Origin of the sequence: Pseudomonas sp. TH32 (assembly GCF_016650855.1) — a bacterium.
GTDB lineage: Bacteria > Pseudomonadota > Gammaproteobacteria > Pseudomonadales > Pseudomonadaceae > Aquipseudomonas.
Genome location: NZ_JAEKFA010000002.1, coordinates 2,820,522 through 2,833,190, shown reverse-complemented (window position 1 = coordinate 2,833,190; position 12,669 = coordinate 2,820,522). Strand labels below are relative to the sequence as shown.

Here is a 12,669-nt window from a genome sequence, read left to right as displayed (position 1 = left end):
CTGATGGCTTACACATAACCTGTGGCGAGGGAGCTTGCTCCCGTTGGACTGCGCAGCAGGCCCATTTTTGGGGCCGCTTCGCGCCCCAGCGGGAGCAAGCTCCCTCACCACATTTAATCCTCTACAAATTCAGACCTCCTCAATCCTGACCCAGCGCTCCTCCCGAGCCGCCACCCGAATCGCCGTCGCCAGCCGCTCCACCTCCCACGCCGCCGCAAAATCCGTCCCGTCGCTGCCCTTGCCAGCCAACGCCATCAACAACTCATGCACCTCCAGGGTCTTCAACTCGTTGTACCCCAACTGATGCCCCGGCGCCGGGCTGAACGCCGCGTACCCCGGCAACGAAGGCCCCGCCAACAGCCGCTGAAACCCCTCCTGCCCAACCCGGAACAACTGCAATTCATTCAACCGTTCCTGATCAAACAACAACGTGCCCCGCGTGCCACTGATCTCAAAGCTCAGGTGGTTCTTATACCCATGCTTGAGCCAACTACTGCTCACCGTCCCCCGCGCGCCATTGGCAAAGCGCAACAACGCATGCACCTGATCATCCACCACAATTTCCCGCAGCGTCTCGCTCCCCGCCGTGGCAGGCCGCTGCCCATGCACCGTCTGCGTATCGGCACACACACTCAGCACATCCCCCACCAAATAGCGCGCCATGGACAGCAAGTGGCTGCCCAAATCCGCCAACGCACCGCCGGCATGCCCGACCTCACAGCGCCACGACCAGGGCGACGCTGCATCCGCCATGAAATCCTCGCTGAATTCCCCCTGAAAACTGATGATCTCCCCCAACTCGCCGCTGTCGATCAACTGCCGGGCCAAACCAATCATCGGGTTGTGCTGATAGTTGTAACCCACCCGCGTCACCACCCCGGTTTTGCTTGCGGCATCACGCATGGCGCTCGCCTGCTCCAGGCTGACCGCCAGCGGTTTCTCGCAATACACCGCCTTGCCCGCCGCCAGCGCCGCCATGGCCATCGGGTAGTGCAGATGATTGGGGGTGGTGATGGCGACCACATCCACCTTGGGGTCGTCGATCAATTGCTGCCAGTCGCCATGGGCCCGGGCAAACCCCCAGTCCGCGGCGCAACGGGTCGCGCGTTCGGTGTCGGCATCGGCCAGGGCGGCCAGGGTGAGCTTCACCGGCAGCTCGAACACCGCCCGCGCGTTATTGAACGCCAGGGCGTGGGCACGCCCCATAAAGCCTGTGCCAATCAGGCCGATTCCGAGTTCGCGCATCGCCAGGTTCCTTCGAATTATTGTTGTCAGAAGCCTATTTATGGAATAAATATTCCCAATATTCAATAGATAGAATAAAAATTCATTTATTTTGGCCAATCACTCCGGCTGATGCAGTTATATTCACCTCACCCCCAAATCCCCTCCAGTTAACAAAACATAACGTAGCGCCGATTGTCAGACGATTCCAAAGCCCGCTAGGATGGCCCAGCTTCCCCAAGGCGCTCTAGATTGCAGGTTTCAGGGCTCCGAACGGCAAGACGACCTAACAATAATAAATGGGAGAAAGGTCTATGAGTGAGCCTGTCATGGGTGTGGTGTTTTTCCGCCCGAAGGCCACGCGCAGGGTCGCATTGCTGGCCACAGCGCTCTCGTTGCTGGGGGCTGTCGCGTTGTCGACACCCGCCCACGCCGCCACCGAAACCACCGCCGCCGCGGTGTTTGCCATTGATTCCCCCAAGGCTGCCAAAAGCCTGATGATCGACGTGGTGCACGCAGGCAAACGCCTGGTGGCGGTCGGTGATCGCGGGCACATTCTCTATTCCGACGACCAGGGCGCCACCTGGACCCAAGCCAAAGTGCCCACCCGGCAACTGCTGACGGCGGTGTTTTTCGCCGACGACCAACACGGCTGGGCGGTGGGCCATGACGCACAGATCCTCGCCAGCACCGATGGCGGCCTGACCTGGACCCAGCAATTCCAGGACCTCAAGCGCGAAGCGCCGCTGCTCGACGTCTGGTTCAAGGACGCCAGCAACGGCTTTGCCGTGGGCGCCTATGGTGCGCTGATCGAAACCACCGACGGCGGCAAAACCTGGGACGACGTCAGCGACCGCCTCGACAACGAAGACCAATACCACCTCAACGCCATCGCCCACGTCAAAGACGCCGGGCTGTTTATCGTCGGCGAGCAGGGCAGCATGTTCCGCTCCCCTGACGAGGGGCAAACCTGGGAAAAACTCGAAGGCCCCTACGAGGGTTCGCTGTTCGGCGTGATCGGCACCGCCCAGGCGCAAACCCTGTTGGCCTACGGCCTGCGCGGCAACCTGTTTCGCTCCACGGATTTTGGCAGCACCTGGGAGCCGGTGGAGTTGAACGCCACCCGTGGCGCGCTGGAGTTCGGCCTGTCGGGGGCGACCCTGCTGGACGACGGCTCCATCGTGGTAGTGGGCAACGGCGGCAGCGTGGTGGTCAGCCACGACGACGGCCTGACCTTCAGCGTATTCAATCGCCCGGACCGCATTTCGCTGTCGGCGGTCACGGCGGCGGGCAACGGCAACTTGATTCTGGTGGGGCAGGGTGGCGTTCGCGTCGCAACGCCGACCGGTGCCGAGCTGATAAAACAATAAGAAGGCGGGGACAGCATGAGCAGTCATCACAACGACAAGGCCACGTTTCTCGAGCGCCTGATTTTCAATAACCGCCCGGCAGTGATCACGCTCTGCCTGTTGGTGAGCATTTTCCTGTTCTGGCAGGCGACGTTGATTCGCCCGTCCACCAGCTTCGAAAAAATGATCCCGCTGAAGCACCCCTTCATCGAGAAGATGATGGAACACCGCAACGACCTGGCGAACCTGGGCAACACGGTGCGCATTTCGGTGGAAGCCAAGGACGGTGACATCTTCACGAAGGAGTACATGGAGACCCTGCGCCAGATCAACGACGAGGTGTTCTACATCTCCGGCGTCGACCGCTCCGGGCTCAAGTCCCTGTGGAGTCCCAGCGTGCGCTGGACTGAAGTCACCGAGGAAGGCTTTGCCGGCGGCGAAGTGATCCCGCAGAGCTACAACGGCTCGCCGGAAAGCCTCGACCAGCTGCGCAATAACGTGCTCAAGTCCGGGCAGGTCGGGCGCCTCGTGGCCAACGACTTCAAGTCGAGCATCGTCGACATTCCGCTGCTGGAGTCCTACCCGGACCCACAGGACCAGGGCAAGTTGCTGGCCCTGGACTACCGCAAGTTCTCCCATGAACTCGAAGACAAGATCCGCGACAAGTTCGAAGCGCAGAACCCCAACGTCAAGATCCACATCGTCGGGTTTGCCAAGAAGGTGGGCGACCTGATCGACGGCCTGGTGATGGTGGTGATGTTCTTCGGTATCGCCTTCGTCATCACCCTGGTGCTGCTGCTGTGGTTTACCAACTGCCTGCGCAGTACCGTCGCGGTGTTGAGCACCACGCTGGTGGCGGTTATCTGGCAGCTTGGGTTGATGCATGCCCTGGGTTTCGGGCTGGATCCCTACTCGATGCTGGTGCCGTTCCTGATCTTCGCCATCGGCATTTCCCACGGCGTGCAGAAGATCAACGGCATCGCCCTGCAATCCAGCGATGCCGACAACGCCCTGACCGCTGCCCGGCGTACCTTCCGCCAGCTGTTCCTGCCGGGCATGATCGCGATCCTCGCCGATGCGGTCGGCTTTATCACCCTGCTGATCATCGACATCGGCGTGATCCGCGAACTGGCCATCGGCGCCTCGGTGGGGGTGGCGGTGATCGTCTTCACCAACCTGATCCTGCTGCCGGTGGCGATCTCCTATGTGGGCATCAGCAAGCGCGCGATCGCCAAGAGCAAGAAGGATGCGCACCGCGAACACCCGTTCTGGCGCCTGCTGTCGAAGTTCGCCAGCCCCAAAGTTGCCCCTGTGTCGATCGCCCTGGCACTGGTCGCCTTCGGTGGCGGCCTCTGGTACAGCCAGAACCTGAAAATCGGCGACCTCGACCAGGGCGCCCCGGAGCTGCGCCCGGACTCGCGCTACAACAAAGACAACAACTTCATCATCAGCAACTACTCCACCAGCTCCGACGTATTGGTGGTGATGGTCAAGACACCGCCGGAAGGCTGTTCGCGCTATGAAGCCATGGCGCCCATCGACCAGTTGATGTGGAAGATGCAGAACACCGAGGGCGTGCAGTCGGCCATCTCGTTGGTGACCGTGTCCAAGCAGATGATCAAGGGCATGAACGAGGGCAACCTGAAATGGGAAACCCTGTCGCGCAACCCTGACGTGCTGAACAACTCCATCGCCCGCGCCGATGGCCTGTACAACAACAACTGTTCCCTGGCGCCGGTGCTGGTGTTCCTCAACGACCACAAGGCCGAGACCCTCGACCGCGCGGTGCATGCGGTGCAGGACTTCGCCAGGGAGAACAACAAGGACGGCCTGGAATTCATCCTCGCCGCCGGTAACGCCGGGATCGAGGCGGCCACCAACGAGGTGATCAAGGAATCCGAGCTGACCATCCTGATCCTGGTGTACCTGTGCGTGGCCACCATGTGCATGATCACCTTCCGTTCCTGGGCGGCGACCCTGTGCATCGTGCTGCCGCTGGTGCTGACCTCGGTGCTGGGCAACGCGCTGATGGCGTTCATGGGCATCGGCGTCAAGGTCGCGACCTTGCCGGTGGTGGCGCTGGGCGTGGGGATTGGCGTGGACTACGGCATCTACATCTACAGCCGCCTCGAGAGTTTCCTGCGGGCCGGCCTGCCGTTGCAGGAAGCGTATTACCAGACCCTCAAGTCCACCGGTAAAGCCGTGCTGTTCACCGGCCTGTGCCTGGCCATCGGCGTGTGCACCTGGATCTTCTCGGCCATCAAGTTCCAGGCCGACATGGGCCTGATGCTGACCTTCATGCTGCTGTGGAACATGTTCGGCGCGCTGTGGCTGTTGCCGGCGCTGGCACGCTTCCTGATCAAACCCGAGAAGCTGGCGGGGCAGAAGGGCAATTCGTTGTTTGCCCACTGATCCATCGCTGTTTGCCAAAACGCCGTGGCCTGTGCCACGGCGTTTTGCATTGCGCGGGCTTAGGCCGATGCAACGATTTGACCTATCATGAGGTCTTTCCTCTTGATGATTGATGGTTATGACTGCCGACACCCCTACCTTGCTCAACGCGTTTGAAGACTGCCAGATGGTCGAAATCGATGGCCTGCATACCTTCGATTTCAGCCTGGATGACCAGAAGTTACTGATCATCTGCATGGACGGTCGTGCCGAGAAGCGCTGGAGTTTCAGCCTGGAGCAGGTCAAGGCGGCGACCTTTGATCAAACCTTGCAAAGCTGGACCCTTACCGGTGACTCGGGCGAACACCGCCTGGTCTGCATGAGCGGCGTTACCGGCAACAATAATGACGAGGATGAAGCGGATGATGATGCGTAAATTCTGGCCCCTGCTGATGGCCGGCAGCGTAGGTGCGATGTCGGTCCAGGCCGCGCCGGTAGACACCTTTGAATTGCTGGTGGGCAGCTACACCGCCGGCACCAGCGAAGGCATCTACCGCCTGCAGTTCGACAGCCGCACCGGGCAGTTCAGCGGCCAGCCGGTGCTCGCCGCCAAGGCGGCCAACCCGTCGTGGCTGACCCTGTCCAAAGACCAGAAGCACCTGTTTGTGGTGAATGAAAACGGCCCGGGGCAAAAAGACCCGGTAGGGCGCGTGAGCAGCTACAGCATCGACCCGAAAAACCATCAACTGACCCTGATCAACCAGGTGCAGAGCCTCGGTAACGAGCCGACCCATTCCAGCCTCGCCAGTGATGGGCGCTACTTGTTCGTGGCCAACTATTCGGTGCTGGAAGACCCGGGCGGAAGCCTGGCGGTATTGCCGGTAGACGCCGAAGGCAAGCTGTCGCCGCCGGTGCAACTGAGCGGGCACCCGGCCAGCCGGGTCAACCCTGAACGCCAGGCGTCCAACCATGTGCATTCGGTGGTGTCTTCGCCGGACGGCAAATACGTGTTTGTCCAGGACCTGGGTGCGGACAAGATCTTTGCCTACCACTACGACCCCAAGGCCAACCATGAACTGCCGCTGACCCCGGCCGACCCTGCGTTTGTGCAACTGCCTCCGGGCAGCGGCCCGCGGCACCTGCTGTTCACCGCGGATGGCAAGCACGCCTGGCTGACCACCGAGATGAGCGCGCAGGTTGCGGTGTTCGACTACAACGAGGGCAAGCTGACCCAGAAGCAACTGGTCAACTTCGCTGACGGCCAGCCTGTGTCCGACAAGGCCGGCGCCGCGTTGCACACCTCAAGCGACGGCAAGTTCCTCTACGTGAGCAACCGTGGCACCGCCAACCAGATGCTGGTGTTTGCCATCGACCCCGCCACCGCGCAGCTGAAGGAGATCCAGCGCCGCTCGGTGGAAGGTGATCATCCCCGGGAATTCGCCCTGGACCCCAGCGGCAAGTTCCTGCTGATTGCCAACCAGAAGAGCAACGAGATTGTGGTCGTCGAGCGCGACCCCAAGACCGGCCTGTTGGGCAAAACCGTGCAGAAACTGGCGATTGATGCCCCCAGCGACCTCAAGTTCCTGGTGCGACACTAAGCCACAGGCCCCGCCATGCGGGGCCTGACTCCTTGTATTAATCGTATTAATAGCGGCTAGTGGTTCAATGAATTTCTAAGGCTAACCCCTCGGGCGTAAGTTTGGTTCCAAGGCCAGCACAGGCCACCCAGCCAACCGAACACAAGGGTTACCGACATGAACTTCAATCTCTTCTCGATCATCGCCGCTTCTGCTGTTTCCGCCACTGTTGCGTTGCCTGCCAGCGCCAGCGTCGAGATCAGCAGCAAAAAACCAGCACCAGCGCCTACACCCAGAAATACCTGCAACAAAGTGCCAACTTCTACGCAGCGCTGGACCACAAAATCCAGAACTGAGCGCAATACTCTTTAAGAGCAGGCTTGTTGTGGCGAGGAGCTTGCTCCCGCTGGACTGCGCAGCAGTCCCATTTTTGGGTCGCTTCGCAGTCCAGCGGGAGCAAGCTCCCTCGCCACAAAAGCTGGCTCTGACCTCAGGGTTTTGCCATCACCGCGACAAACAACGACGACTCCAGAAACCGCTGCAACCACGCCTGCAACCGCGGATACGGCGCCCGTGCAAACCACTCCCGATCCACATGGGCAAACTGCCGCACAAACGGCGCCAGTGCCACATCCGCCAGGCTCAAGTGCCCGGCCAGCAAATACTCCCGCCCGGCCAGCAACCCCTCCAGCTTCAACAAAAACACCTCACCCTCGGCCCGATAAACCTCCATCGGCTGCTCCGGATAACGCTCGGCATACTTGTATCGATTCAATTGATACTTGAAGCCCTGATCGTTCTCGTCAATCAGCGCCTGCGTCGCCCCATCCTCCTCAAGCAACCACCCCTCAGGATCATGCTGCGCCAGCGCCCAACGCATAATTGCCAGGCTCTCATCGATCACCCGGCCCTCCACACTCAGCACCGGCACCGTGCCCTTGGGTGACAACGCGAGCATCTCAGCCGGCTTGGCCTTGAGGCTGACCTCGATGATCTGTACCGCCACCCCCGAGTACCGCAGGGCCATTCGCGCCCGCATGGCATACGGGCAGCGGCGGAACGAATACAACACCACGTCGCTCACTTGACCTCCAGAGTGCTCAAGCCGTTGCCCTGGCGCTTGACCTGAATCTGCACCGGAATCCGCTCGTGCATTTCCTGCACATGGGAGATCACCGCTACCTTGCGGCCCTGGGCCTGCAAGCCGTCGAGGGCGTCCATCGCCAGTTGCAGGGATTCGGGGTCGAGGCTGCCAAAGCCTTCGTCGATAAACAGCGATTCGATCTTCAACGTGCTGGACGCCATCGACGCCAGGCCCAAGGCCAGGGCCAGCGACACCAGGAACGTCTCGCCGCCGGACAACGAGTGCACCGAGCGCAGTTCGTCGCCCATCTCCGTGTCGAGCACCAGCAAACCCAGCATGCTGCCGCCGCGTTTCAGGCGGTAGCGGCGCACCAGTTGGCGCAGTTGCACGTTGGCGTGGTGCACCAGCAGGTCGAGGTTGTAGGCCTGGGCGATCTTGCGGAAGGTATCGCCGGTGGCCGAACCAATCAGCGCATTCAGGCGCGCCCAGCGTTGCCATTCTTCGTAAGCCTTGGCGATCTCGGCTGCCAACGCCTGGTTGGCATCCTGGCGACGCTGGTCATCGGCTTGTTGGGCGCGCAGTTCGGCGCAGTGTTTTTCACCAATGGCCAGCGCGGCGTTGAGCTCGGCCAATGCGCTGTCCAGTTGCCCGGCTTCAAGGTTGCCGTTGTGCAGCGCCTGGTGATCCTTGAGCCGCTGTTCGCGCTCCTGCAGCAACACCTTGGCCTGCTCGATGGCTTTTTCGCTGTGTTGCAGTTGCTGGCGCAGCTCGGCCACCTGCGGTTCGTCGAAGGCCACCAGGCGTGCCAGGCCGGCGTCATCGAGTTCCGGGTTCAGGGCGCGCCATTCGCTCAGGCGCGTGCTGAGGGCCAGATGCTCGGCGTCCAGGGACTGTTGGCGTTCTTGCAACGACTTGAGGTCGGCGGCCAGCTGGATCAGTTGGTTGCGGGTGTCCTGCAACTGCTGGTTGGCCTCGGTCTCATGCTGGCGCGCCTGCTCGACGGCCTGGTCCAGGTGCTGCTGCCAGTGTTCGGCGCTGGAGTTTTCCCCAGCAGGGCGGCGAGTTTTTCCTCGGCAGCCTGTTGCAGGGTGCTTTGTTCGGCGAGCTGTTTTTGCAAGGCCTCCAACTGCTGTTGGCGATGTTGCTGGCGGTCCTGTTCCTTGTCGATGGCCTGCTGGCGCTGTAGCTGCTCGGCCAGTTCTTCTTTCTGGTTATCCAGTTGCTCCAGGCGCTGGCTGACCTGTTGGTCGAGCAACATGAAGGTCGCCGCCGGCTCGCTGCGCAGGCCATCGAGGGTCTCGGCCGGCAACAGGCTGGCGAAGGCTTGGAGTTCTTCGTCCAGGCGTTCGCGGTCGTTGGACAGTTCCCGCTGCTGGTCGATCAGCAATTGGCGGGCCTGCTGGCTGGCGTCCTGGGCGGCTTGCAGTTGCTGCTGCATGCGCCCGGCGTTTTGTTGCAGGTTGAGCAGGGCGCCCTGGCGTTGCTCATCCTGAGCCAGGCTTTGGCTGAGCTGGCTCAGTTGCTGGGCGAGCCAGGCATCGCGCTTGGCCGCGTCCTGGTTGAACAGCGAGGCGGACAGCGGGTGGGCTTCAAGATTCGAGGAAGAGATTTTTTGTTGAGCGGCAAGTTGTTCCTGCTGGCTCAGGAACTCCTTTATCTGGCCGTTCACTCCTCCCAAGTCGCCCCGCAACTCAATGAGTTTGCTGTTGAGGGCGTCGACTGCCTTCTGAGCGACGGCCTCTTCATTTTCATCATGCCGATCCATGCTTTGCAGCAGGGCTTCAGGTTGATGGTATGGATGTTCGTGGCTGCCACAAACGGGGCAAGGCTGGTCGTCCTGTAGCTTTGCACGTAACTCTTCGATACTTTCACTACGTGCGTGGCGTTGGCGATCCAGCAGCTGCTTGGTAACGGTCAGGGTCTGTTCGGCGGTTGTTAGCTCTGTCTTGGTTTGAAAGCCGGACTGTATCAGCGCTTCCCGATGCTGTTGGGCAGCACTTAGCCTCTCGCCCAATGCCTGTAGCTGCTTATCCAGTTGTTGATGGTTGTCCCACAGCCGCGCCAGGTCTTCAAACGCCCGATGTTGCTTGCGATTATCCTGTAGCAGGCTGCCCAATAGCTGGATCTGCTCGGCCACCGCATGGGGCTCGGCGCCGGCTTCGTAGTACAGCAGGTCGAGGGCTTCACGTTGCTCGGTCCATTTTTCACCGAGACGGGTGGCGCGTTCTTCCAGTTGCGGCAGTTCAGCCTGGCCTTTATTCAGACGATTGCCGATCAGCATCAGCTGTTGCAAGCGGTCGCGGTAGGCGCTCCAGGCGTCACTCAAGGGCGCGAGGGCGGCGCTGCGTTCAAGTTCTGCGGCCAGCCGGTTCAGGCGTTCGGCGACAACTTTTTGCTTGTCGAGCAGGCCGGTCAACGCCGCCTGGCCTTCCACGCAGGCGGCTTCGCCCAGCTGTTTTTCTTCACTGCGCCGGGCCAGCTCACGGGTCAGGTGGGCGAGGGTGGTTTGCTCCTCGAAAGCCTGGCGCAGCAGGGGCACTGCGTCGGTTTGTTGCTTCAGCGCCTGAGCGAGGGCGGCGTGCACGTCCGTCTGTTGCTGTTGCAACTGAGTCTGGCGAGTGTGCAGCGCGGCTTGTTGCTCAAGGTGCTGCTGGATCTGTGCGGCGAGCGGCTGCAGTTGCGTCGTCAGTTCAGCCTGACGGGCGAAGTGGTGACGTTGCGGCGCAAGTTGTTCCAGGCGGCTGAGGTCCAGGCGTTGCGGGCCCTGGCTTTCCCAGTGTTGCTGGGCCTGTTGCAGTTGCTCGACGGCGCCTTGCTGGCGTTCCTGCCATTCCCGCAGTTCCTTGAGCCAGGTGTGCTGCAGCTCAAGTTGCTTGAGTTGCGCCTGCCGGGTCTTGAGCTGCTGCTGGGCGGCGGCCAGTTGTTCGTCCAGCTCGGCGCGGGCTTCAGGGGCCAGCGGGGTCACGCCGGTGGCCTGGTCTTGCAGGTGTTTGTGAGCGTCCCGGGCGTCCTTGGCCTTGTCGAAGGCGCGGCGGCCGAGTTGGGTGTAGAGCGCGGTATCGGTGAGCTTTTCCAGCAGTTCGCTGCGCTCGTTGTCGTTGGCCTTGAGGAACGCGCTGAACTCACTTTGCGCGAGCAACACGGCGCGGGTGAACTGCTCGAAGTTCAGGCCCAGGGCCAGTTCCAGCTGGGTCTTGTATTCGGTTTTCTGACTGGCCAGCAGTTGCTCGCTGTCCAGGTCAATCAGGCTTTGCCGGCTGGCTTGCAGCTTGCCGCTGGCCTTGTCCCGGGCGCGGTTGGCTTCCCAGCGGGCGCGGTAGCGACGGCCACTGACGCCGACAAAATCCACTTCGGCGTAACCACCACCGGTGCCCCGACGAATCAGGGTGCGTGGGTCACCGATGGAAATATCGGTGTCGGCATCCGGCATTTTTGCCTGGCCGGTATCGCCCAGGCGCGGCACGGCGCCAAACAGCGCCAGGCACAGCGCATCGAGCAGGGTACTTTTGCCGGCGCCGGTGGGCCCGGTAATCGCGAACAGCCCGGCGCTGGCCAGGGGCTCGGCGGTAAAGTCGATTTCAAACGGCCCCGCCAGGGAGGCGAGGTTTTTCAGGCGAATGGCGAGGATCTTCATGGCTGTTCGCCCTCCTGTTGCACTTCCTGGAGCAGCACGGCGAAGTCCTTCAGGGTCTGTTCGTCCACTTCACTGCCGTAGCTTTCCTGCCAGGCGCGGCTGAACAATTCCTGGGGGTGAGCTGGTCGAGTTCGATCAGGCGGTCCTCCTGGCTGTCTTCGCGGCTGCCCGCGCCTGCATATTCAGCGGCGATGCGCACCAGGCGCACGGCCTTGCCTTGCAGGGCATTTTCCACTTGCTGGCGCAGGTCGGGTTGCGGCTCGTCGAGGCGCACCCGCACTTCGAGCCAGGGTTGGCGCTGGGTTTCGGCCAGCAGGTCGATGTCGGGCAAGTCGGCCAGTTGCTTGAGGATGTCGGCCAGGGGCGCGGCTTCCAGGCGTTGCAGGTTGACCGAACGGGGGATAAGCCGGGATTCGACGCTGACCAGGGTTTCGCCGTCCAGCTGCACGTCGAGGATCTGATGCGGGTAACCGATCTCTGAAAATGACAGCGGAATGGGTGAGCCGCAGTAGCGAATCCGCTCCTCGCCATTTACCCGCTGGGGCTTGTGCAAATGACCGAGGGCCACGTAGCTGACGCTGGCGTCGAACAGGCTGGCGGGCAGTGCTTCGGCATTGCCGATGATCAGGCTGCGCTCCGAGTCTTCCGACACCGAACCGCCGGCCATGTGCGCGTGGCTGATGGCAACCAGCGCCTGGCCCGGCTGGCGCTTGGCGTTGGCGGCAGCGATCAGCCATTCATGCACCTGGCCGATGCCCCGCAGGTAATCGTCCCCCAGTTGTGCGCCGGTCACTTCGGCGGGGCGCAGGAAGGGCAGGGCCAGGCACCAGCCGGCGATTTCACCGTCGGCGCCGGGCAATGGAATCAGCAGCCGCTCGACATCCAGTTGCCCGTCATCCAGCCACAACACCCGGCCCAGGGCGTGAGTGCGCAGGCGACGCATCAACGGCGCCGGCAATTCGATACGCGAGCCGGAGTCGTGGTTGCCGGCGATCATCACGATGGTCAGCGCGGGGTTTTGCTCGTGGGCGCTGATGATGAAGTCATACAGGCGCTCCTGGGCCTTGAGCGGCGGGTTGACCGTGTCGAAGATATCGCCGGCGATCAGCAGCACATCAGGGCGGTGCAGGCCCAGCTGGCCCAGCAGCCAGTCGAGGAAGCAGGCGTGTTCGAAGTCGCGTTCCTGGCCGTGCAGGTTTTGCCCAAGGTGCCAGTCGGAGGTGTGAAACAGACGCAAGGCGATCTCCGTAAAAAAGAGGGTGACCGCTCAAGACAGGATGGCGGTACGCAGAACCGCTAATTCTACTGTGCTAATGAACCTATTGCGCGTACGCCCTGCTTTTTGTGGCGAGGGAGCTTGCTCCCGCTGGGGCGCGAAGCGGCCCTTATCCGGCTGATGCGGTTTTCCAG

Annotated in this window: 7 protein-coding genes and 2 pseudogenes; 5 read left to right on the top strand and 4 right to left on the bottom strand. The window is 61.8% G+C overall.

Features of this window, described 5'->3' with window-relative positions:
• Positions 1-129: 129 nt before the first annotated feature.
• On the bottom strand, positions 130-1,245 hold the full coding sequence (locus tag JFV30_RS16695; protein WP_201124657.1) for a Gfo/Idh/MocA family protein: 1,116 nt from the start codon (positions 1,243-1,245) through the stop codon (positions 130-132).
• A 308-nt stretch (positions 1,246-1,553) separates the two neighbouring features.
• On the opposite strand from JFV30_RS16695, the gene JFV30_RS16690 reads away from it, so the two are divergent.
• The 5 genes from JFV30_RS16690 to JFV30_RS16670 all read left to right on the top strand — a co-directional run bounded on the left by JFV30_RS16690 (position 1,554) and on the right by JFV30_RS16670 (position 6,913).
• Positions 1,554-2,594, top strand: coding sequence for a WD40/YVTN/BNR-like repeat-containing protein (locus JFV30_RS16690; protein WP_010172346.1), 1,041 nt, complete (start codon positions 1,554-1,556; stop codon positions 2,592-2,594).
• A 15-nt stretch (positions 2,595-2,609) separates the two neighbouring features.
• Positions 2,610-4,985 (top strand): efflux RND transporter permease subunit, encoded by a 2,376-nt coding sequence (locus JFV30_RS16685; RefSeq protein WP_010172344.1) that lies wholly within the window; start codon positions 2,610-2,612, stop codon positions 4,983-4,985.
• Positions 4,986-5,103: 118 nt separating this feature from the next.
• On the top strand, positions 5,104-5,400 hold the full coding sequence (locus JFV30_RS16680; RefSeq protein WP_201124656.1) for a DUF5629 family protein: 297 nt from the start codon (positions 5,104-5,106) through the stop codon (positions 5,398-5,400).
• On the top strand, positions 5,387-6,562 hold the full coding sequence (locus tag JFV30_RS16675; protein WP_010172340.1) for a lactonase family protein: 1,176 nt from the start codon (positions 5,387-5,389) through the stop codon (positions 6,560-6,562). The genes JFV30_RS16680 and JFV30_RS16675 overlap by 14 nt, the downstream gene beginning before the upstream one ends.
• Positions 6,563-6,718: 156 nt before the next feature.
• On the top strand, positions 6,719-6,913 hold the full coding sequence (locus JFV30_RS16670) for a hypothetical protein (RefSeq protein ID WP_201126272.1): 195 nt from the start codon (positions 6,719-6,721) through the stop codon (positions 6,911-6,913).
• A gap of 118 nt (positions 6,914-7,031) precedes the next feature.
• Here JFV30_RS16670 and JFV30_RS16665 read toward each other — a convergent pair whose 3' ends face one another.
• From JFV30_RS16665 to JFV30_RS16655, 3 genes and pseudogenes are all read right to left on the bottom strand, one after another.
• The gene (locus tag JFV30_RS16665; RefSeq protein ID WP_201124655.1) at positions 7,032-7,625 is read right to left on the bottom strand and encodes a glutathione S-transferase N-terminal domain-containing protein; all 594 of its coding nucleotides are present in this window, start codon (positions 7,623-7,625) and stop codon (positions 7,032-7,034) included.
• A pseudogene (locus JFV30_RS16660) lies at positions 7,622-11,259 on the bottom strand (AAA family ATPase). Before JFV30_RS16660 ends, JFV30_RS16665 begins: the two are co-directional and overlap by 4 nt.
• A pseudogene (locus tag JFV30_RS16655) lies at positions 11,256-12,496 on the bottom strand (exonuclease SbcCD subunit D C-terminal domain-containing protein). Before JFV30_RS16655 ends, JFV30_RS16660 begins: the two co-directional pseudogenes overlap by 4 nt.
• Positions 12,497-12,669 lie beyond the last annotated feature (173 nt).